Origin of the sequence: Laspinema palackyanum D2c, assembly GCF_025370875.1 — a bacterium.
GTDB lineage: Bacteria > Cyanobacteriota > Cyanobacteriia > Cyanobacteriales > Laspinemataceae > Laspinema > Laspinema palackyanum.
Genome location: NZ_JAMXFD010000004.1, coordinates 70,851 through 93,088 on the forward strand (window position 1 = coordinate 70,851; position 22,238 = coordinate 93,088).

The following is a 22,238-nucleotide window of genomic DNA, read 5'->3' on the forward strand; positions in this document are numbered from 1 at the left end:
GCGGCAACCGTCGGGAATTTAAACCGACGACGGTTTCAGGGCTTTACGGGGCGTTATTTACCTCCGTTAGTTTGTCCCTGGATCAGGTTCTCGATTTTCAGCAAGTAACAAGAAAAAGACATTTTCTAGGCCCTTCTCAAATCGCAAGGTTTTGGCGATATCATGTCTTTCGGAAAATAAAGAATCTACTATAATCATATCAGGTTTTACCGCTCGTGCTTTCTCAATGCATTCCGGACCGCTGGAGGCTTCGGTAACGATATAGCCTTTCGCTTCTAAGACATCGGCTAAAAGTTTGACCGCCGAAACATCCTCATCCACGACCAAAACTTTCTTTTTGGAGGTTTCTTGGGAGAGGAGGAAGCCAATTTGGTTGAGTAAGTCCTCTCGATCAATGGGTTTGGTTAAATAGCGATCAACCCCGAGACGATAACCCCGCTGCTTATCTTCGATAATGGAGAGGATGGCGATGGGAATATGCATCGTATTGGGGTCATTTTTGAGAACGGCTGCTACGTCAAATCCACTAATTTGCGGCATCATTACATCCAGGAGAATCAAGTCCGGGGGGGTGGCTTTCACCTGAGCGATCGCCTCCATGCCGTCTTTGGCTTCTCGCACAGAATAGCCCGAGGCTTCTAATTCCTGGCGCAGCAAGGAGCGAATGTGAGCCTCGTCATCCACCACTAGGATGGTTTTGGGGCGATCGCTACGCGGATGTTCTGGATGCTGGACGATGGTTTGTTTCAACTGCTGGACTAGGGTCTGGAAGTTGAGTTTTTCCGGGGTCGGCAATCCACTCTCTGGGCTCAGAGGCAGGGTAAAGGAAAAGGTTGTCCCGGATTTTTCCTCACTTTCCACCCAAATCTGACCCTGGTGATGTTCGACAATTTGTTTACAAATCGGTAATCCCAGTCCGGTCCCTTTGGGTTTGTCCGTCAGGGTATCCCCGACTTGCTTAAATTTCTCGAACACCGTTTCTTGATGTTCCGGGGGAATGCCGATGCCGGTATCAATGACAGAGATTTTGAGTTGCTCGTTCTGGAGTTGCGCCTGGACGGTTACGGATCCAGTCCGGGTAAATTTGACGGCATTGGAGATGAGATTAATTAGCACTTGTAATAAGCGATCGCGATCGCCAATGACCTCGGGCAATCCGGTTTCAATCTCTTGGATTTGTGCTAATCCACTATTTTCAAACAGGCTGGATGTAGCGGAAAAAGCCCGTTCTACCAGTTCGGATACCGCCACCGGCTGCATTTGCCAATCCACTTTTCCCGCTTCCATTTTGGCGATATCCAGAACATCGTTAATCAAATGGGTCAACCGTTCCCCTTCAGAAATAATAATATTGATGTTATCTCCCACTTGGGCGATCGCCTTCTGGGTTTTGCGATCGGACTCCTGGAAACTGGGTAAAATCTTGTCTTGGAGTTTTTTCTGAATCAGTTTCGCAAAACCAACCACGGAAGTGAGAGGAGTTCGCAATTCGTGAGATACGGTGGAGATAAAATCGGTCTTCATGCGATCAACTTCTTTCTCCGTGGTGATATCGCGAATTAGGATCACGGTGCCAATACAGTTGGCCCCATCCGCTTCGGATAACTCACTGGGTAAAATCGAAGTCGCCACAGCTTTGCCGACACGATCAAAGGCGAGATCGACTTCGGCGGTGATCACTTCGTTGGGAGAATTGACACTCTGGGCGATCGCTTGGGCGAGGTCTAGGGGCAGAAGTTCGGAACAATGTTTCCCCACCGTCTGACCTTCGGAACGGTCAAACATCTCCAGCAGGGCGGGATTGACTCGGGTAATCAGACCCTGGGCATTGGTAACCAGCAGTCCATCGGCTATATTGGTGATAATCGCACTTAAATAGGCAACGGTATCCTGCACTTGTTTAACCGCCCGGGCCAGTTCTAGGGAAATCGCCGCCTGTCCGGATAACATTCGTAAGACTTCCAGGCGATCGGGGGTAAAGGCCCCGGCTGCCCGGTTATTTTCTAAATACAGTAACCCAACGCGCTTGCCTTGATGAACAATCGGGGTACATAAAACCGATTTGACTTGATGGCGGAGGATATAGGGTTCCGTAGTAAACACTCCTGACCCAATGGCATTATTGAGCAGCAGAGGTTTCTCGGTTCGAGCCACATAATTAATCAATCCCAATGGCAAATCGGAGGAGTTTTCTAGGGGAATAGAAGGCAGTAAGGTCACTTGGTCATTCTCCACGCTTCCCTCCGCCACCCGCACAAATTTACCCTGGCGATCAAGGAGTAAATGCCCGGTTTGAGCGCCTGCATTTTCGATGAGAATATGCATTAACTTCTCTAGCAAAGTTTCTAGGACAATTTCCGAAGAAATAGTTTGAGAGGCTTTCATTACCGTCGCAATATCAAGTAAAGCCGCATGGCCGACGGTGGTGGCCTGTTCTCCCGTTGTGGTTTGACTGAAGTCTCCCGAAGGCCGGTTTTGAATGGATGCTCTTGCTAACAGGTCGGGATAAGTTTTATCAAGTTGCTGAACCTTAGCTTTTGCCCCCCAGAGACTATATTGATATCGAGCATCGGTGAGATAAGTTTTGGCAATTTTAATCCGTCCTAAGCCTCGATAAAACTTAGCTGCCAGTTCGTTGGCGATAGCTTCAATCTGCAAATATCCCTGTTCTTGGGCAGTGGCGATCGCTTGATCATACAGTTCCATTGCCTCTAACGGACGCTCGCTAATTCGGGCCACTTCCGCCTCCACCAACAGATACTTATGAAGAAAATTCTCTTTTCCCGTTTCTGCCCAAAGTTTGAGGTTTTGGCGATTTTGATTGAGGATACTCCAGAGGCTGGCTTTTTCCTCCTCCTGCGCCGTTGGATACAGGGCAGTCAGAATCAATGAATAATAAAAATAATGTTGAGTCATGCTGAAAAACCCGAAATTCGTCCCAATGGTTTCATCCGCTTGACGAGCAACAATCAACGCCGCTTGATAGTCTTCCTGGAGGAACAAAACCAGACTCTTGAGCATCCAGAACCAATTCATCCCCACATAAAATTGATTGTCTGCCCAGAATTGCAGGGTAGCGGTTTCATCGTAATCCGGGCTATTTAGAGTAATCGGGCTATCCGTTAATCCCTGTAAGTTTAAAACCGTCTGTTGCAAGGTCCGATAACCAGCGATCATATTGCGATCGTTGGTTTCTTGGATAAATTTGAGGTAGTTTTGCGACTTCTCATAAACTTCAGGAAGTCGGTTTCCGATAATTAATTTCGTCCACAACTGATAGGTGACTGCCCAAACTCCAAAAATAATATCCCCCATTTCCAAACTGACCTTATAGGACTCTCGATACAAGGGTAAATTGGTTTGGAGATGTTTCCAGAAGGGATTAATGGTATGGGCGAAGATATTATTGATTTTCGGGGTGAGGGTAGGGTTTGGGAATTTCTCCCGCAATTTTAAGGCTAAATCCCCAAATTGATAAGCCGCTTGATAGTCCTGATCACCGGCTAAAATCATGCCATAAACGACATAACCAAAGGCGGAGACATCTACGGGCCCATAGTCTAAGGTGAGGCTGACCATTTTTAATCCCAGCAATTGCAGCCAGTCGGGACGATTGGCAAAATAGGTGGCGGTCCAGGAATTAACCAGCAGGTTCATCGCCACCTTTTTATCCGGGTCGGTCATTTCAGGAACGTTCAATAAATCGGGGATATTCTGGCCGATGAGCAGGGTCTGCACGCTTTCCCGTTCCGCGACAACCGCAGCGGGTAAGTCCTCTTCCTGGCTAGGAAAATAGAGTCCAAAATCTTTTAATCCTTCGATGCCTAATTCCACCGCTTGATAATAATTATCTCCTTTGGTCATGCAAGCGGCGATATAGAGAGAATAGATTTCCGCCCGGTCAAAGCGGGATTTTGCCTGAGCTAAGGCGCGGTTAAAGAGGCTTTCAGATTGGTCAAAATTGCCCACTAAATATTGACATTCTCCTAGTTCTCGGTGCAATAATAATGTCAGCTCATAATGGGTTTCCCAAGGGTTGGTATTTAACAGGTCTAGGGCTAGACTAAAGTGAACGATCGCACTGTGGTAGGCATTGGAAGCTTTGGACTTTTTCCCGGCGATCGCATTCAGTCGGGCAAGTTGGCATTTCTCCTCAGTCCCTTGCAGTAATTCAACCCCACTATTCAAATGATTGACCCGATCAAAGATGTGATCCTCTAGTTCAGATTCTGGGGTATTTTGGAGGAGAATCTGCCCAATTTTGAGGTGAACCGCTTTTTTCTGGGCCTCGGGAATTAAAGAATAGGCCGCTTGTTGGACGCGATCGTGCAAGAATTGATAACTGACTTCAATTCCCTCCAAATTGTCGGAAACCGTAAGAATTTTATAGGTCTCACTTAAGGGTAACACTAACCCCTCTTGTAAGGCTTCCCACAAATCTCCCGCCGTCAAAGCTGGCGATCGCTCTCGAACAATCGCCAGAATATTCAAATCAAAGCGGTTGCCAATACAAGCGGCTAATTTCAAGGCATTTTGGGAGTTTTCGCTAAATTGGCGAATCTTACCCACCATTAACTCCACCACGTTATCCGTAATCCCAATCCGGCGAATCTGCTCTATATCCCACTGCCAACCCCCTTGATTAAAATCAAAGAAAAGCAAGCCATCGCGATGGAGAGACTTGAGCAATTGCGTCAAGAAAAACGGATTTCCCTGAGTCTTTTTAAACATCAGTTCAGCTAAGGGGTTGCCTTGTTCTTGACTACAACTAAAGCTATCGGAAATCAACGCCGTGACATGAGTTACCCCTAGAGGTTCGAGTTCAATGGTGGTGATTTTAGCCCCCATCTTCTCAATTTCCTCAATGGTGAGCATTAAGGGATGGGTGGGACTGACTTCATTATCGCGATAAGCCCCAATCATTAATAAGTGATGACTTTCTGCATCGGTCATCAGCAATTCCAGCAGTTTTAAGGAAGCCGAATCCGCCCACTGTAAATCATCCAAAAAGACAACCAGGGGGTGTTCCGGTTGCGTAAACACATGAATAAACTCTTTAAACACCCGATTAAATCGGGTTTGAGATTCACTCGGTCCTAATGGAGAAATCGGCGGCTGTTTACCAATAATCGATTCCACTTCGGGAATCACATCAATAATCATTTGACCGTTTTCGCCAACTGCTGCTAAGAGTGTCTCTTGCCATTGGATGATTTGTTCGGGGGGTTCGGTGAGGAGTTGCCGAATTAAGGACTGGAAGGCTTGAATCAGAGAAGCGTAAGGAATATCCCGCTTAAACTGGTCAAATTTTCCGGCAATGAAATACCCCCGTTGCCGAACAATCGGTTTATGAACTTCATGGACAATACTGGTTTTGCCAATGCCAGAATACCCGGCAATTAAAATTAGTTCAGGGGTTCCTAATTTGACCGAAGGCGTTGGGGCATCCGGTGGATTCTCCTCGGAAACCGAGGCGATGCGATTAAAGGCTTCTAGGAGGCTGGCCACTTCACGATCGCGTCCGTAGAGTTTTTGGGACAGGACAAATTGACCACTTTTATCCCATTGTCCCGGCTGGAAATCTTTGAAAGCATCGCGATCGTTCAAGTGGCTTAAACAGTATTCTAAATCCGCTTTAATTCCGTAAGCACTTTGATAGCGGTCTTCGGCAGTTTTTGCCATTAATTTCATGACAATCTCGCTCAAAGCCCGAGGAATTTCCGGCATTAAAACCTGTAGAGAAACCGGATGCTTTGCAATGTGAGAGTGAATTAATTCTAAGGGGTCTTCGGCGACAAAGGGCAGTTGACCCGCCAGCATTTCATAAAAGGTAATCCCTAATGAATAAAAGTCCGTGCGATAGTCTAAATATCGGTTCATCCGCCCGGTTTGTTCCGGGGACATATAGGCGAGGGTTCCTTCCAGGAGGGTGGGATGGGGGTTGAGGGTTTGTGTTTCGCGGGAGAGGCGGGTGGCAATGCTAAAGTCGGTAATTCTAACGCTCAGAGGTTGAGCGTGATTCACAATAATGAGATTGGAGGGTTTAATATCTTTATGAACGATTTGAGCTTGGTGCAGTTCTCCGAGGGTTTCTGTTAACTGAATGGCAATTTGTAAAAAAGTTTCTATCCCTAGCTTTTCAGTTAGTAGGAGTTGTTTGAGGGACTGGCCCCCGCTATCCTCAAAGACCAGCATCAAGGTATTGTGAAGGGGTTCGATCGCCAAGGGTTTGATGACCCGATTGATCTCTAAATTGTAGGTAATTTCATATTCATGCTTTAACCGGGCCAATTCTTCCAGGCTGGGATATTCCGAGGCTAAAACTTTTAAAATCACGGGTTTTTGGTCGGATTTACGAATCGCTCGATAAATCAGGGTTTTGCTTCCCGCTGGAATTTCTTCGGTGATTTGATAGCCGGGAATGGAGAGAGAAATTTTCGGATGAGTCATGGGGGTTGGGTAATTTTAGAAGGATAATTCAAGCGATCGCTGGGTTTGAACTCAGCGCGATCGCCCATAAACTCCTTGTTTTGATCGCTGTGGCGATCGCCCCGGAGATAGGGACGTCGAGAACCAACAAAATACCGCCTTGTAGATGAGCGCCTCTGAACCGTCTGCGCCTTGCACCGATGGCGAGGAATTTCGTAGATGCTGGACCCCTAAGATTTTGGCGACGGATATTGATTCTTTACTATAGAACACGCAAAAAAATTTAGCAATTTTGGATGTGATGGACCACCGATTTACCATCCGTCACCCCGGTATTCCTGTCAAAAAAACTTACACTACCTTGGCTTTTAGACTGAAAAATTGGCAGCTCAATAATAAATTCGGCCCCTTGATCGGGTTCAGAAATACACTCTAAGGTTCCTCGGTGTTTCTCCACTACAATCTGATAGCTAATGGACAAGCCCAGACCCGTCCCTTTACCGACCGCTTTCGTGGTGAAAAAGGGATCAAATAGTCGCCGCCGCACGGTTTCTGTCATGCCAATGCCATTGTCAGCAATGGTGATCCGCACCCGGGGAGACCTCGAATTTTCCAAGAGTTCGCCATCGGTATCGAACTCGGGAAAATCAACCCGTTCCGTGCGAATTCGGAGGACCGGCAAGGTTTGGGATTTACTCCCCTTGCCGGACGCCATTGCTTCTTCCAAAGCGTCGATCGCATTAGCAATCAGGTTCATAAACACTTGATTCAGTTGACCCGGATAGCACTCCACCAGAGGCAGGTCCCCATCTTCAAAAATCAGTTGAATCGGCAGCCGTCCCGGTTGAGCGTTTAAACGGTGCTGCAAAATCATTAAGGTACTCTCAATCCCGTCCCGAATATTGGCCCGCTTCATGTCCGATTCATCCACCCGAGAGAAGAGTCTGAGGCTTTGGACGATCGCCCGAATTCGGTCGGTTCCTAACTTCATACTGGAGAGCAATTTGGGTAAGTCATCCATCAGGAACTCCACATCCATTTCTTCGATCGCCTCGAACAGTTCCGGTACAGGTTCGGGATAGTATTTTTGATACAAATTGAGGACGGTTAAAAGTTCTAACGTATAGTTATTCACATGAACCAGATTACCGTGAATAAAATTAACCGGATTATTAATTTCATGAGCAATTCCAGCCACTAACTGTCCGAGTCCAGACATCTTTTCACTTTGGACCAGTTGGGCCTCGGTTTGCTGTAATTCCACCAGGGTTTTTTCTAGTTCTTCGGCTTTTTCCCGGGCAACTTGGGCACTGTGGAGACTTTGTTGATACAGTTGGGCTTGGTCGATGGCGATCGCCAGTTGATTACCCACGGCTTCTAACAGTTCGATTTCATCATCACTCCAAGGCCGAATTTTGCTACTGTTGGCACAAGCCACAAACCCCCTTTTCCCCAGTCGCGTCTCGATGGGAACGGCCAAAATCGAACTGACATCTTGTTTGAGAAAAAACTGCCGCATCACGGAATCCGTTAATTTCGTCACGTCATCCACGCGCACAATCTCCATCTTCAACAGTTTCGATGCTAATCCCCCCACTTCGCTAGTCGCGTAGTCGCCGAGCACACTCGGTAAAGCGGGATGCTTGGCTTCGTTAATCACTTGCCAATAATCTGACGTATGCAGGGTTAAGTGAGAAAGATGACCCGGATGGTGTCGTAGAGACCGTTCCGAGGACGGTTCTGCCGGTCTCTCATCCGCTTCTGCTGATTCCCAGGACCTAACGTTTGATTTCGCCGGGTTATACCAGGCGAACAAACAGCGATCTACCCGTAACAGGTTGCGAATTTCGGTAACTGCTGTTTCTAAGATGGTACTTAGTTCCAGAGACTGGCGAATTTGGGTAGCCAAGCGAAATAAGATCGCCTGTCTGCGGCTTTCTTTGAGTTTGTTTTCATGGGCTAAAGCCGCGATCGCACTCGCCGCTTGGGAGGCTAAGGCGGTCAATAATTTTAAATCTTCTGCGGTATATCCAAGAGATTCCCGGTTCCCGATCGCGATCGCCCCGATGACTTTTTCCTTGGTTTTCAGGGGGACGCACATCACCGAGGCGAGACCCGGGGGTTGATGGGGGCCGGATTCTGGGGCCAACTCCCATCCAATATCATTGACAATTTCTCCGCGTCCCGTCTCCACGGACCGATTCACCAGGGTTGCCGTCGCCGCTAACTCGCTGAAACAGCCCCCTGCCGGACCGAATGTCTGAATAGATTCTAGGCGATCGCTCCCTTCCTCCCACAACATCACCGCCCCACTACTGGCTTTAATGCCCCGTTGGGCTTCTTCTAGTACAATCCCTGCGACTTCTTTAATATCTAAACTGCCGATGATTTTTTCAGAAATGTTATAAAGTAGAGTTAACTCTCGATATTTTCCCAGAACTTCTCGGGCTAACGCTTTTTTTTCGACCTCTTGGGTTGCCAAACAAGAAATCATCGAGGCGATCGCACCGACTTTTTCCCCGCCACAAACCCACCCGATCAGTTCTCCATTGACCACAACCGGGTATTTACTGAAGTTTGTCTCTTGAACCCCTACAATCACCCCCCCTCCTGCATCCAGAAGGGCGATCGGGCTATCCAGTGCAGTCACACAACCCTCAATTGCCGACCGGATTTCTTTTTTGCCATACAGTTTTTTAAGCGTGAATGTCATCGGTTTGCTCCTATAGTCCTCTGGGTCGCGCCAACTTAACCCTTAATCTTTTATTAAACTCTTTCTTTGCTGTGTCTAGCTTAACTCAGAACCCTCCATCCCAACGCCCTTGTTTAAAAAATTACACAGTTAGTTTAAATCTAGTCAATGAGACGCTTGGGAACAAAATTCGCTCCCTAACCCTCCGCGCTAAGTTTGAGGGGTGAGCAAAAATACGACACCGCCAGACCAATGATAGGTCAACAACCCGCAACCTCACTCCCGGGAGATCGGTCCTAGAGTTTCTAGGGAGGGATTAAAGAAAGGGAGTAAAAAACCCGGTTATTAACCCGTCATTCACGCAAAAAAGGCATAAAGTTTTCGTGAAGAAATCCGGTGGTCTTACCCCGAGGGAACCGATGCCCTAAGATTAGAAAAATCGCCAGTGGGCCCTCATCTTCAGAACAGAGGGACTTAGAGGCCCTACATTTAGGATAGGATTCCCCCAGTCGCCTCAGTCTCCAAACCCAAGAGTTTGAACCTTTAAATTTACCCGGGGGTCTAAACCCTCAGAATTCCCACATCCTTGAGGAAAAAGTCACAGGTGCTCACCGTGTCAGCAAAGGTAGTTACAAAGGAGCCATCCGATTCGGACCTGGTAAAGTGTTGTCAAAACAGGGATTTCCCTGGGGGCGATCGCCTCTGGTGCCAGGACTGTTTTCGTCAGCTATACCGGCGCTATCAACATCAGGTGCGATCGACCCTCTACCAACTTTGTGGTGCACCGGAGATCGATGACTTGGTACAGGAGGTGTTTTTAAAAGTCTGGAAAGGATTACCGAAACTCCGGCAACCCGCCTACTTCTCGACTTGGCTGTATCGGATTACTTGGAATGTCGCCACCGATCGCCGTCAAGGTTTTGTCAAAGAACAGGCCCAACATCGAGGATCCATCGCCTTGCTCCAAGAGGACAGCAGCAGCGATCGGCCTCCCCAGTCCGAAACCCCCGATTTGATGCACTTACATTACCAGGATTTAGTGCAACGGGGATTAGATAGTTTAAGTTTCGAGCATCGGGCGGTTTTGGTGCTTCATGACCTCGAAGATCTCCCGCAAAAGGAGGTAGCTCAAATTATGAACATCCCCGTGGGAACCGTTAAATCTAGGCTGTTTCATGCCCGAGCATCTATGCGAAAATTTCTGGAATCCGAAGGAGTGCAACTATGAACCAACACCCAGAAAAAAACGACTGTCTCGTAGATTTTTTACGTCAACATCGCCCGGATATTCCCCCGGCGAACCCGCAATTAGAAGAACGAATTCTAGCCGCCCTTGCAGGCGATCGGCCCAGGGTCAGGGGTTATTCACCGCGCCTCCTCTGGTTGGTTGTCCCCTCCATTGCCGCGAGTTTATCCCTAGCCTTTTGGGGGATTAAACCCGGGTTATTTTCCCCAACACCGACCAGCGATTCCGCTCAAATTGAAGCGTTCATGGAATATACCTGGAATGGTCTGTTACAAGATGAAATGCTAAATCATTCTAATGATTTAATTTTTATCGAACAAGAAAGTGTCTCACCCTTGGAATCAGATTAATCCTGGGGTAATTATCAAATTAATTTAGATCTTTTAATTTACCTAATTCAGGTCAAAACCCGAAACCTTTTTCTCTTGAACCCGGTCTAAAAATTTAAGTGTAAACCAACACTTCATTGCAAATTAAGTGAGGCTTTAATTATGTCTGCCTATCGTCTTTCCTTGTTAGCCGCTTTAATGCTTGCCCTGGGAACCAGCACTGCCGCTTATGCTGCACCCCAAGCCTTTGCAGAACAAACCATCGCTCAACGTCCCGGGGGTAACAATCCAGGTCGGGGTTCTGAACGGGGCGGTGAATGGGCCGGAAAAGAAGGCTGGCTCGAACAGTTAAATCTCACAGAGCAGCAACAGCAAGAAATCCAAGCCATTCGCGATCGCTACGAAACTCAGATGCAAGCCACCCGAGACCAAATGCGTCAAAACATGGAGCGCATGGGTCAAATGATGGGAGGCAATACCAGCGATAATGAGCTCCGGAATCAACACAATCAAATTCTCCAGGCGCGGCAACAAATGGGACAAATGCAGTTTGAGCAAATGTTAGCCATTCGCAACGTTCTCACCCCAGAACAACGCCAGCAGTTTGCCCAATTGATGCAAGAGCGCCGCCAAAACCGCGAGAACCGTCAGGGCCATAATGGGAACGGACAGGGAAATCGCAACCGACCCAATTCTGCCGGTTCTGGACGGTAGTCATCCCCCACAGATGGGGTCCGTAAAACTGAGACACCCGCTTTCGGGACTTCATCTGTTGTCATTAACCCTCAAGCAAGGGCCAGAAAGCCAGTTTCGCCTCCTCTCTACCCAATCCGGTATCGGCGTCCTAGGGGGATTAAATTTCCCCAGGGATGGCTGAAAATCCTCACCTTTAAATGTTCTGGAAAGGTAACCGGAAGGGATGTGAAACCATTCATCAGTTCTCATTTCCTGAGCGCCTGAAGCGTGAAGCTTGCTACTTCATTCTTCAGGCTTTTTTTTGGACCCTCTACCCACGGAGTAGGGCCAGGGGGACCTCTCCCCAGGCGATCGCCCCTGGAAAGGTCCTGGCTCAATGCTTATCCGAGGGAGGTTTTTTCTCGGAGTGACCCCGGTACTTTCCGGAAAAAAGGGTCTATAATACCTCATACTAACGGGAGAGGATATAGAGATAGATAGACGATATATTTTCTGTAGGTTCAAATTTAAAGCACAAATTTGCTAACCGATTCAGGTGGATCCATGACGCCGACCTCTGGGGGTTAACCACGGCTCATTCATCTATAGTTGAAATTTCGTTTTAGAGTGTTTTTAAAGGATTAGAAGAGTTACGGAGCTAGAATCATGGTAGATGAACTCGATAAAGAGCTGAGAAAGTGCGGAGCCTTCTTAAGTCTAGCCCTATGCCTGGTGGTAGCAAATTTCGCTGTATCCTTCAAGTTTCCCGAACTGCCGACAACGAGCGATGAGCCCTTGGAATCGGGTGTTTGTGAGAAAAGAGTGGTCGGCATTTTTCACACCGACAACCGGCTTCTTGACCAATTTTGCTTGACTCAAGTCTCCTTATAACTCGGTTAAAGGGGAGCCTGAGAGTTTGATTTAACCTTAACATCCCCGGTTTGTGCGCCGGACAGAGCAACTGCCGGGGATAAGCCCTATTTGAACCCGTTAAAATTCGTGAAAACATCCGTTCACCTCCATCGGCATCACCGGAAGAGAACGGCCTGAGCGTTACCCCCAACCCCTGCCTCCAGTTGACAGGCTTTGCCCCTCCATTTCCTTCGATTCAGAGGGCCCTCTCCAGTTGCGGATGCCAGCCCCCTCCCCGGGAAAAGAGTAGGTTTTTTTACGCTCCGGGGGGATTGGCCTCACATTTAAGCGAACTTCGGGTACCCTCCCCAAGACACAGGGGAGGGTACCCGAAGTAAAGCAAATCACGATGAGCGTAAAAAACCTACTCTTGTAAGTGTCCCCATCGAGAGTTGCGTCTACTCCCTCAAAGAGCTTGTGGAGCATTTATCTATCTCAGGAGTGAGAGATTTTATCTATCTGATGTAGCATTCTCATTTTTTTCCTTTAAAATGCCCGCTTGCATCACCGGAAAAATAAATCAATAAAATGCAACCTTAGAAAGATGAAAATTATCGGACTGTTAGATAGTATTAAACCATGACTTACTCCAATCTTATTGCAAAATTCCGAGGTGTCCTATGGTAATCATCTAACCCTTGATGAATCCAACTAAAGTGGTGAATTACAACCCTTTCAAGTGATATTTCCTGTTTTTATCCCTCAATTTTTAGCGGCTCAATCTTCCACCGGTTACGGAAAATCCATTGTCCGGGGATAAAAAATTGATAGGAAACCGGGCGTTTGCATCACTCCATTTCCAGACTTTTCCAAAAATCGTGGAAATTTTCCACTCTTTTTTACCTTAATAACAAAGTTCACCTAACAAAACAAAGAGGTTTTATGAGCGACTACAAGAGTATTGACAAAAGACGGACTGCTAATCCCGGCGATCGCATTGCCGATGAAAAGCAAACTATTGAAGAGAAATCTAAACAACTTGCGGTAGATTCTCCCGATATTACAGGAGACCATATTCAGGTTCCCACCTATTTTATCGTGGAAGATGAAGAAGGCAATCAGGAAGCACTTCATCACGTCAAAGATGCCGAAGAAATTTCTGATGTCATTCGACAAGCTCGAACCGATGACGACGGGAATCGTAAGTGGTGGTAATCTGATCCCCTCCTCATCCTAAGACTCAGATATTTTCAGAATCCTGGATGAACACCAGTCGTACCTCAACGGTACTTCTGGTGACCTATCTAATCTAACGGAGTCGATTAACATCCTTAAAATCTTTCCCCCTTTCCCTCACTCAAAAAAATGCCTGAATCTCCCTCCTTCTGTGGAGGGTCGGATCGGGGAGAGTCAGGGAGCAGGAGGAAGGGAAATTTAGAAAGCTCCTCCCTTCAAAAAAAATTTGTTGGGGGATGTCACCCAGTCGCGATGTAGGTGAAGCAGTCAATCCACTCCCCCTACTCTCGACTTGAGGTGATGGGTAAGTCCCCAATCATTGAGGTCCCCTATCAAGGGTGCCAAAATTTGATTGGGCCGCTCAATATTTTCCTAAGTCATCACTTCTTCATTACTAGAATAGTCCGGACATTCCGTAGCTTCAGTCCGCAAAACCTTATCCGGTTGGACGGCACATTTTAGATAAGGATTATTTTTAAAATATTTACAATTTGTGCAGGGTAATTGACTCACTGCGGGTAAATTAGAGAGGCGACCCCGGACGGATTTCCAAAAATTAAAGTGCATGACAAATAGCACCACCCAGACGACGGCGGCAAAGGAAAGTGGCACTAATAAAAGGTCGCCGGTAGAAAAGCTTTGCTCGGGTCTCGTCGGAGACTGATAGGCGGGAATTTCAATTTGTTCTGAAGCCTTTAAATCCCTAGGCCCTACCTGAGATAGGGTTAAGCCAGTGGTGATGTCCGGATAGTTTGGAATTTGATTCATCTTTTTTAACTCGGGATGTTTAGGATGGGTTAGCCAATATATCTGTCTTGAAACCTTTAAGAAAAAATTTTTCTAGAAGCCAGCGTATTTCTAACGAGGGACTCTCCAGATTTTATCGGAAAGAGTCTAGCACTTGTGATGGAGATGAGGTACAGCCGTCGGATTTACTCTAACCCCTAAATTCTTCCCCTGACTCCCGTTAGTCTCAAGAGGTTATGACTTGAGTTTCCCTAAAATTCGCCTGTTGGTCAGCCATTCTTTCTATCGGGTCATCCTTCAAGAAAACTGTGATACTTAGGGGGAAAGGGATTGAGGAGAATCCTTGAGGGACTTCATCCCCGCGAAAAACGCGAGCAAGACTTGTAAAAAAGAAAGCGCGTTTAAAGGGTTAATTAAAATATAACTTACAAACAAATTTGCTGATCTCTTTCTCTGGTGGGGTTTATCCCTACTGCTCAATATACCCCTAGGCTGAAGTTAGGTTTGTAGCCGATCGCCTGAATTTTTTTCGGATTAAATGTATGGCATAAAATTTTTCCGAGAGATTCCCTGAACTCCCCTTAATCTGAGTTTTTTCAAGGTGAAGCCAACGAGTCAATTGATACCTGAACTGGGATAACATTACGGTGGAGTTTCCGAAAGGTTTCTAGGGGGAACGACGAAAATTGAGCCGATCGCCCAAAGAGTAATTTAGCGGTGACTTGACTAGGGTACAGGGAGTCAACTGCCTCCTTGAGTTGTCTGACCCTAGTTTATCCCTGGGGTTAACCCCCCGAATCCCTCTGTGGATAGATTTAAAACCCGTCTTCCCCAGGGTAATAGAAACGGGGTATTTTCCCGGAAATTAGGGGGCTAAAATGGCATCCAGCAATTTCTCGGGCCCGAATCGGACCGGATCCGTGCAGGGGAGTCCGGTTTCCGCTTCAATTTGCTGAATCGCCCTTCGGGAATCCGTCTCATCCAAATCCCGAGAATTGAGGGCGACGGCTACCACCCGGGAGGGAGTCAAAGCCCCCGCCGCACTCGCCACCGCTTCATATAAGGCGATCGCCTCCGGCAAGGCGGGAATCGGCACATGGGGATGGTTTCTAATATGTGTTTGTCCCCCCCGATGCACCAGAACCAAGTGAGTCGGCTGACTGCCGCGCAACAACGGTAAAGTTGCCGTAGAACCGGGATGAAACAAAGACCCCTGTCCCTCCACCAAAATCAAGTCACAATCCGTTGCACATTGCATCACCGCTTGTTCCACCGCCCCGGCGGCAAAGTCTACGCGCACCGCATCCAGGGCTACCCCTGAACCGGCAATCATCAACCCCGCTTGACCCGTTGCCACAAATTGCGACTGCAACCCGCGCTGTTTAGCAAGGCGATGAATTTCCAAACAAGTAGACATTTTCCCGATCGCCATATCGGTCCCCACCGTCAACACCCGGGGACAAGCCAATTGTCGCGCCTGAGCACTGCCAATTTTCAGTCCCTTGGGTTCTTGTCGGACATCCCAAATCCACTGTCCCTCCCGCAGCGGAAACGGCAGTTCCGGATGATGATTTAACGGGGTATGCAATCCGTTCACAATGGATAATCCCGCCGAAACAGCGCAACGGAGTTCAGCAAACCACTCCGGAGGTAACGCACCCCCAGGCGGTGCGATCCCGATCGCCAGCACATCCGGGTTCATCCCTAGGGCCTCCTCTACTGAGGCAACAATGGGTACATCCCGGGCAATTCCCGTGAGTTTGGGTAGCGACTGTCCCGCAGATTCGCTATCGATGACGGCGACAATATTGGCTTCGCTGTATCTCAACAAAGTTAACCCGGTTTTGCCAATCGAACCCAGAATGCCTTGATGTTGCAGAATGGCGACGCGATGATTAGCTGTTATACGCACGACGTTGTACTCCTAAACCCGGTAAATTATTGGGCAGCAAACGTCCTTCCTGGACGATCGCCCCAGTAAACGGATCGTCAATTAAATTCAGATGACTATCCAAATCCAGATAATCCGCTAAGGGTGAGAGGTGAGACAGGGCGGTATTCGCCACCACACTATCGGAATAACACCCAAACATCACCTGCAATCCGCAGGCATGGGCGGTGTGAATCATCCGCATGGCTTCTGTTAATCCCCCACATTTCATTAGTTTAATATTAATTCCATGAACGCGATCGGCTAAGGGGATAATATCAGCCCGGGTAAAGCAGCTTTCATCCACGAAAATCGGTAACGGAGATTCCCGATAAAGGTGGCGTAATTCCTCTTGTGCCGCCACCGGGAGGGGTTGTTCTAAATATTTGACCCCCCGAGAGCTCAACCAGTGACTCATGGCAATGGCATCCTCTAGGGTCCATCCGCCATTGGCATCAATGCTAAACGCCGAACCCGATGGGGCTTCCTCCTGGACTGCCAAGAACATGGCGCGATCGGCAGCAATTCCAGCAGGACTGCCCAATTTTACCTTAATCGCACAACCTTGGGTTGCGGGGACTGCCTCAGTTTCAAGACTACCTGAGTCTAAATTAAACCAATGTCGAACCCGGGTTTTGGCCGCCTCTGGACTACTAATGCCAATGGTGAGGGAGGTAGGGACGATCCGAGTGCGATCGAGTCCCCACAATTGCCATAACGGGAGACCAACTTTTTTCCCCAACCAATCCTGTAAAGCCGTATCTAAACCCGCTTGCGCCGCCGAAGGGAATTTACCCGCCTTTGTGAGAGTCATTAAAAATGCTTCTATTTCCTGGCGATCGAACGGACTAAACCCCTCCAGTTTCGGGGCAACATTCTGTAAAGCCGCCACAATTTCCGAAGTCGTTTGAGGCGTACCCCCAGCAGAAAACGGTGAAGCTTCCCCCCATCCGGTTATCCCTTCAGCTTCTACTTTAACTAAAACATTCGTACTTTCAGCCGTCGTTCCCCGACTAATCGTCAGAGCAAATCGTTTATGAACAGTAAAAGTTTCTATCTCAATTTTCATAAGTTCCATCGTTTCTCCAAGTTCAACGTCCCGACTTCAGTCGTTCTCTTAAGTTCAACGTCCCGACTTCAGTCGTTCTCTTTCCGGTGTTCGTAGTAACGACTTCAGTCGTTCTCTTAAGTTCGTAGTAACGCCTTCAGTCGTTCTCCAAGTTCAACGTCCCGACTTCAGTCGTTTCTTCTTCATATTTGGAGTAACAACAACTGATGTGCGTTTAAGCTAATAGCTAAAATTGGTTAAACCTCAATTAAAATTTTTGTCCGATAAGGTTTTCAGTCGGATTTATCCGACTTTAGTTATTAGGCGGGGGTTTAAACCCCCGCCGGTGTGTTGGGGAGAACGACTGAAGTTGTTACTACGAACTTGAAGAACGGAACCACTGAAGTCGGGACGTTGAACTTGAAGAACGGAACGACTGAAGTCGTTACTACGAATTTAAGGAACGACTGAAGTCGTTACTACGAACACCGGAAAGAGAACGACTGAAGTCGTTACTACGAACACCGGAAAGAGAACGACTGAAGTCGGGACGTTGAACTTAAGTTTTTATCCCTCCTTAAATTACCGCAATCCTAACCAGGTAAATAGGTCTTGATGGGTGAATGCTTCGAGTAAGAGCAACGCGATAAAGGCAATCATGGCAACTCGACCATTGATGCGTTCGGCATATTGAGTCCATCCAAAAGCCGGTTCAGGTTCGGCGGGTAAATCTTGAACAACGGGGGGTTGAGTTGGGGTAGTTTTTTGCTGAGTCATCGAGGTTATTCTTTAGGAGCTTTCGAGGATTTAGATTCGAGTTCTTGAACGGATTCAATCAACGATCGCACTTCGTTTGTGCCTTCAGAGGGTTCAAAAGTTAAGGGCATTTTCCCCCGTTTAATCGACTGGAATCCCACCGGACCCAGGCTTAATAATCCTTTGATATCCCGGAAGAAATTACCAACGACCATTACGGCAAATTTGCGTTCATCGACCCAGCCGCCTTTTTTGACTAAATCGATTAAGACTTTGCGATGCCGAATGGAACGACTGGCTTGGTCATCGTTGCGTTCGAGGATTTCGTCCTTAATTTTACCGATTTTGTCCAGGGGTTCGACGCCCATTGGACAAACGGAATTACAGTAAAAGCAGCGAGTGCAACTCCAGACTCCGGAGTTAGCTTGGTTATAGTTTTGTAAGCGGGATTCGGTTTGGTCGTCGCGATCGTCTTCCACCATGCGATAGGCTTTGGCGAGGGCATGGGGACCGACAAAGTTGGGGTTGACTTCCACGGCGTTACATTCAGAATAGCAGGCACCGCAGAGGATACAATTGCCGCTTTCCTCTAGGCGCGATCGCTCCTCGGGAGTTTGCAGAAATTCTCGTTCGGGAATTTTCCTGGCACTATTACTCACATAGGGATCAACCGCTTCGAGATTGTTCCAAAACCGCTGCATATCCACCACCAAATCCTTGACAACGGGCATATTTCCCATTGGCGCAATGGTAATTTCTGGAATGCCTCCCGGTGCCGTCGCCCGGGGGGGTGCACCGGGTAAGGCATTCAGGGCCGAGTTTTCAGTTTTTTCGCGATCGCGGGTGGCGGAGTCGGTTTCGGTGCTCTGTTCCGAGATTTGGTTCAATCGGGCCAATTCAGCGCCGATATTCTCTTTACAGGCGAGGGCGGAACGGCCATTAATCCGCATCGAGCAACTGCCACAGATGGTGTTGCGGCAATTTTTACGAAAGGCGAGGGTTCCGTCTTGCTCCCATTTAATCCGATTCAGACAATCGAGGATGGTATTCCCCGGTTCTACATCCAGTTCATAGGTCTGGATCCGAGGGCCCGTATTTTGGCTTTGGCGAACGATTTTAAATAAAACTTGCATGATGATGGCTACCCAATCCCGTCAGGGAACTGCTTCGATTATATATTGTACGCTGATTTACTCGGATCAGGAGCGGAGATTTTTTCGGGTTCGTGGGATTGATTCGGGGTTGAAGGAGTTGTGGGGAGTGGGAATTCTAGGCAAGACAAGGGGGGTACCCAAATCGGAGGGAGTATCCCATCGGGAAATTATGGGGTTTTCATCACCCCAGGGGCCCCACTCAATCCGGTCTCAGACCGAGGGGAGGGCTATTTTTTGGGGGCGGTAGCTGTTCTATTGGGGTCGGTTTGGGGAAGCTTGAATCGGCAATCCGAGGGTAAAAGTCGTTCCCATTCCGGGCAAACTCTGACAATCCAAGGTTCCTCGATGTCCTTCTACGACAATTTGGTAAGAAATGGATAATCCTAATCCAGTGCCATATCCCACTTGTTTCGTGGTAAAAAAGGGGTCAAAGGCTTGTTGTTGTAATTCTGGGGTCATTCCGGGACCATTATCGGCGATGGAGATGGTGACGGTGTTTTCCGTGGGTTGTGCGGTGTTAATCCAGAGGGTGGGGGCAGGAGCTGCGGGGCCGATCGCACCCTCGTCATCGCTGTTGGGGAGAGAGTGGGAATGGCGAGATCCCGACTCTAGGGCATCGATCGCATTGGTGAGCAGATTCATAAAAACCTGATTGAGTTGAGCGGCATAGCAACGGACGAAGGGGAGTTGACCATAGTTTTTGATCACGGTAATTCCCGGGCGATCGCCACCAGGTTCCAGGCGATGCCCTAACATCATTAACGTGCTCTCCAATCCTTCATGGAGATCCACGGATTTGAGTTCCGCTTCATCCAGTCTGGAGAAATTTCGCAGAGATTCCACAATCGTGCGGATCCGTTCGGCTCCCCCTTGCATAGAACTCACCAATTTGGGGAAATCCTCCACTAGAAAGTCTAATTCTATGTCTTCTTCAAGTTGTTGAATTTCCTTGGGAATTGAGCCTAATGCCTGACGATACTCGTGGAGCAACCCTAATAATTGCTTTACATAAGTTTTGACATAAATCAGATTGCCAGAAATAAAATTAACCGGATTGTTGATTTCGTGGCAAACTCCGGCCACGAGTTGGCCCAAACTCACCATTTTTTCATCTTGAATAATGTGATTTTGGGCCTGTTTAAGTTCCGTTAAAGTTTGTTCTACTATCCGATTTTTATCTATTAATTCCATTTGCAGCGATCGCAACTTTAATTGATGCTCCACGCGGATTAAAACTTCGGCATCCTGAAACGGTTTGGTAATATAATCATTCCCCCCCACTTCAAAGGCTTTGATTTTGTCAAACACATCATCGAGCGCACTAATAAAAATAATCGGAACTTCCCGAGTCTGGGGATTTGCCTTGAGCTTGGAACAAACCTGATACCCATTCATCTGAGGCATATTAATATCCAGCAAAATCAAGTGAGGTAAACTGAGTTCTACAGCATTCAGTGCCAGATGAGGGGAGATAGCCTTACGAACCCGATACCCTTTGCGGGTGAGAATCATGGACAAAAGCCGGAGATTAGCGGGGGTATCATCAACAATCAGAATATCTGCGGGTTCGTCGGGGCTCGTGTTATTTTTATTCATCAGATTATAAAGGATCTCTCAATCCATAAAATTTGAAAAGCTTAATGCGCTTTAGTCTATCAAACTTTAAAAATTTTGTCGAGGAGATTATGCCCAATCCCTAAGCCTTACACTAGAGAGAAGACAACAGCATTTCTTGCTGACTCTCGGGAAATTACGCCCAATTAACGAGAAAATCACCCGAGATGAGGACTTGTTTTATTTTACAAACAACAGACTATTCTTGCGTTTTTTGGAGAAATTCACCTTGAAAATCCCCACATTTAAACGATTCTCCCTCCGATTGATGTAGGTAAGTACAATAGCAATTCCTTCCGGTTTGCTTGGCTTGATAAAGGGCTTTGTCGGCGCTCAAAATCAAGGAATCTAGGGATTTTTCCCCGGTTGGAACCATTGTACAAATTCCCAGACTGATGGTCACGATATTGCAGACATCAGATGCACAATGTTTAATATCTAGCTGCTGTATTTTATGCTGAATGTTGCGGGCGACGGATAAGGCTCCAAGGGAATTGGTATGGGGAAGAATGACAGCAAATTCTTCACCGCCATAGCGAGCCACCAAATCTGCCGGACGTTTGACTGCCTGAGAAATGGCTTGAGCAACCTGTTTTAAACACTCATCTCCGGCGGGATGGCCATAAGTATCGTTATAGGCTTTAAAATAGTCAATATCGCATAAAATTAAGGATAAAGGATGATTTTGTCGCACTAAACGAACCCATTCTTGTTTAAAATATTCATCAAATTTACGGCGATTTGAGACTTTTGTTAACCCGTCTATACAGGCTAATTTTTGTAATTTAAGATTAGCTTTTTTTAAAGCATTTTCTGCATTTTTACGCTGTTCAATTTCCGTCCTCAGTAGGATATTTTTTTCTTCTAAAATTCGATTTTTTTCTTGGAGTTCTGCTTGTAAGCGTTGAATTTTGAGTTGATTTTCAATACGAGCAATAACTTCTTCTAGCTGAAAGGGTTTGGTAATATAATCAATTCCCCCCACTTGGAAGGCTTTTACTTTATCTAAAACATTATCTAAAACACTGATAAAAATAATGGGAATATTGCGAGTTTTTTCGGATTGTTTTAAAGCGGTACAAACTTCATACCCGTTCATGGAGGGCATATTAATATCCAGGAGAATTAAATCTGGGATTAAGGCATGGGCCGCAGTAATCGCCATTTCTCCATTCAAGGCTTTACGAATATAATAGCCATGCTTGGTTAAAATAGAAGATAAGACCCGCAAATTATTAGCGTTGTCATCGACGACCAGAATGTTTCCTTTGCATGGGGTATCTAATCCTTCAATCATAATCTGTGCATCCTTTGTATGATTAAAACTGCCCAGGATTGAGCCGATTTAGTGCGGATGCCAATTGGGTGAACCCTTCTGGATTGACGGTAACTAGGATAGATAGAGCCGGTGATAGCTTACCCCTAAATTTTATTAGTTTTTTCATGCTGGCTATCTCCCCCTTTTTTAACGATTGATTGGTCCATGTGGTCAACTTAAGAAGTCATCGGTCGGAAAGGTTGAAAGGGTAT

General features: G+C 47.1%; 14 protein-coding genes. 5 read left to right on the forward strand and 9 right to left on the reverse strand.

The annotated features are described in order from the left end of the window. Positions 1–66: 66 nt before the first annotated feature. Positions 67–6,450, reverse strand: coding sequence for an AAA family ATPase (locus NG795_RS07105; RefSeq protein ID WP_367287963.1), 6,384 nt, complete (start codon positions 6,448–6,450; stop codon positions 67–69). Positions 6,451–6,712: 262 nt separating this feature from the next. Next, a complete protein-coding gene (locus NG795_RS07110; protein ID WP_367287964.1) occupies positions 6,713–9,142 on the reverse strand; it encodes a GAF domain-containing sensor histidine kinase in 2,430 nt (809 codons plus the stop codon). A gap of 583 nt (positions 9,143–9,725) precedes the next feature. Here NG795_RS07110 and NG795_RS07115 point away from each other — a divergent pair. The 5 genes from NG795_RS07115 to NG795_RS07135 all read left to right on the forward strand — a co-directional run bounded on the left by NG795_RS07115 (position 9,726) and on the right by NG795_RS07135 (position 13,438). After that, the gene (locus tag NG795_RS07115; RefSeq protein WP_367287965.1) at positions 9,726–10,349 is read left to right on the forward strand and encodes a sigma-70 family RNA polymerase sigma factor; all 624 of its coding nucleotides are present in this window, start codon (positions 9,726–9,728) and stop codon (positions 10,347–10,349) included. Continuing rightward, positions 10,346–10,717, forward strand: coding sequence for a hypothetical protein (locus NG795_RS07120; protein WP_367287966.1), 372 nt, complete (start codon positions 10,346–10,348; stop codon positions 10,715–10,717). The genes NG795_RS07115 and NG795_RS07120 overlap by 4 nt, the downstream gene beginning before the upstream one ends. 141 nt (positions 10,718–10,858) lie before the next feature. Continuing rightward, complete coding sequence (locus NG795_RS07125) at positions 10,859–11,410, forward strand: Spy/CpxP family protein refolding chaperone (RefSeq protein WP_367287967.1); 552 nt, start codon at positions 10,859–10,861, stop codon at positions 11,408–11,410. Positions 11,411–12,037: 627 nt separating this feature from the next. Then, entirely contained in the window at positions 12,038–12,262 is a 225-nt protein-coding gene (locus NG795_RS07130; protein ID WP_367287968.1) for a hypothetical protein, read from the forward strand. Positions 12,263–13,165: 903 nt separating this feature from the next. Then, the gene (locus tag NG795_RS07135) at positions 13,166–13,438 is read left to right on the forward strand and encodes a hypothetical protein (RefSeq protein WP_367287969.1); all 273 of its coding nucleotides are present in this window, start codon (positions 13,166–13,168) and stop codon (positions 13,436–13,438) included. A gap of 393 nt (positions 13,439–13,831) precedes the next feature. Here the strand turns inward: NG795_RS07135 and NG795_RS07140 are convergent, their stop codons facing one another. The 7 genes from NG795_RS07140 to NG795_RS07170 form a co-directional block, all read right to left on the reverse strand. Beyond that, positions 13,832–14,227 (reverse strand): hypothetical protein, encoded by a 396-nt coding sequence (locus NG795_RS07140; RefSeq protein WP_367287970.1) that lies wholly within the window; start codon positions 14,225–14,227, stop codon positions 13,832–13,834. Between the two features lie 844 nt (positions 14,228–15,071). Further along, on the reverse strand, positions 15,072–16,118 hold the full coding sequence (locus NG795_RS07145; protein WP_367287971.1) for an N-acetyltransferase DgcN family protein: 1,047 nt from the start codon (positions 16,116–16,118) through the stop codon (positions 15,072–15,074). Beyond that, positions 16,102–17,205: a dipeptide epimerase gene (locus NG795_RS07150; RefSeq protein WP_367288167.1), complete on the reverse strand. Its 1,104-nt coding sequence runs from the start codon at positions 17,203–17,205 to the stop codon at positions 16,102–16,104. Before NG795_RS07150 ends, NG795_RS07145 begins: the two co-directional genes overlap by 17 nt. 561 nt (positions 17,206–17,766) lie before the next feature. Further along, positions 17,767–17,961: a CAB/ELIP/HLIP family chlorophyll-binding protein gene (locus NG795_RS07155; protein ID WP_367287972.1), complete on the reverse strand. Its 195-nt coding sequence runs from the start codon at positions 17,959–17,961 to the stop codon at positions 17,767–17,769. Positions 17,962–17,966: 5 nt separating this feature from the next. Continuing rightward, the gene (locus NG795_RS07160) at positions 17,967–19,073 is read right to left on the reverse strand and encodes a succinate dehydrogenase/fumarate reductase iron-sulfur subunit (protein WP_367287973.1); all 1,107 of its coding nucleotides are present in this window, start codon (positions 19,071–19,073) and stop codon (positions 17,967–17,969) included. A 273-nt stretch (positions 19,074–19,346) separates the two neighbouring features. Continuing rightward, positions 19,347–20,690: a hybrid sensor histidine kinase/response regulator gene (locus NG795_RS07165; RefSeq protein WP_367287974.1), complete on the reverse strand. Its 1,344-nt coding sequence runs from the start codon at positions 20,688–20,690 to the stop codon at positions 19,347–19,349. A gap of 217 nt (positions 20,691–20,907) precedes the next feature. Then, positions 20,908–22,005 (reverse strand): GGDEF domain-containing response regulator, encoded by a 1,098-nt coding sequence (locus tag NG795_RS07170; RefSeq protein ID WP_367287975.1) that lies wholly within the window; start codon positions 22,003–22,005, stop codon positions 20,908–20,910. Between the last annotated feature and the right edge of the window lie 233 nt (positions 22,006–22,238).

What these genes read in the sequence shown, in the direction of transcription:
- NG795_RS07160 (WP_367287973.1), bottom strand. Translation starts at nt 19,073, where the DNA reads ATGCAAGTTTTATTTAAAATCGTTCGCCAAAGCCAAAATACGGGCCCT.
- NG795_RS07130 (WP_367287968.1), top strand. Translation starts at nt 12,038, where the DNA reads ATGGTAGATGAACTCGATAAAGAGCTGAGAAAGTGCGGAGCCTTCTTA.
- NG795_RS07120 (WP_367287966.1), top strand. Translation starts at nt 10,346, where the DNA reads ATGAACCAACACCCAGAAAAAAACGACTGTCTCGTAGATTTTTTACGT.
- NG795_RS07140 (WP_367287970.1), bottom strand. Translation starts at nt 14,227, where the DNA reads ATGAATCAAATTCCAAACTATCCGGACATCACCACTGGCTTAACCCTA.
- NG795_RS07110 (WP_367287964.1), bottom strand. Translation starts at nt 9,142, where the DNA reads ATGACATTCACGCTTAAAAAACTGTATGGCAAAAAAGAAATCCGGTCG.
- NG795_RS07135 (WP_367287969.1), top strand. Translation starts at nt 13,166, where the DNA reads ATGAGCGACTACAAGAGTATTGACAAAAGACGGACTGCTAATCCCGGC.
- NG795_RS07125 (WP_367287967.1), top strand. Translation starts at nt 10,859, where the DNA reads ATGTCTGCCTATCGTCTTTCCTTGTTAGCCGCTTTAATGCTTGCCCTG.
- NG795_RS07150 (WP_367288167.1), bottom strand. Translation starts at nt 17,205, where the DNA reads ATGAAAATTGAGATAGAAACTTTTACTGTTCATAAACGATTTGCTCTG.
- NG795_RS07105 (WP_367287963.1), bottom strand. Translation starts at nt 6,450, where the DNA reads ATGACTCATCCGAAAATTTCTCTCTCCATTCCCGGCTATCAAATCACC.
- NG795_RS07170 (WP_367287975.1), bottom strand. Translation starts at nt 22,005, where the DNA reads ATGATTGAAGGATTAGATACCCCATGCAAAGGAAACATTCTGGTCGTC.
- NG795_RS07165 (WP_367287974.1), bottom strand. Translation starts at nt 20,690, where the DNA reads ATGAATAAAAATAACACGAGCCCCGACGAACCCGCAGATATTCTGATT.
- NG795_RS07155 (WP_367287972.1), bottom strand. Translation starts at nt 17,961, where the DNA reads ATGACTCAGCAAAAAACTACCCCAACTCAACCCCCCGTTGTTCAAGAT.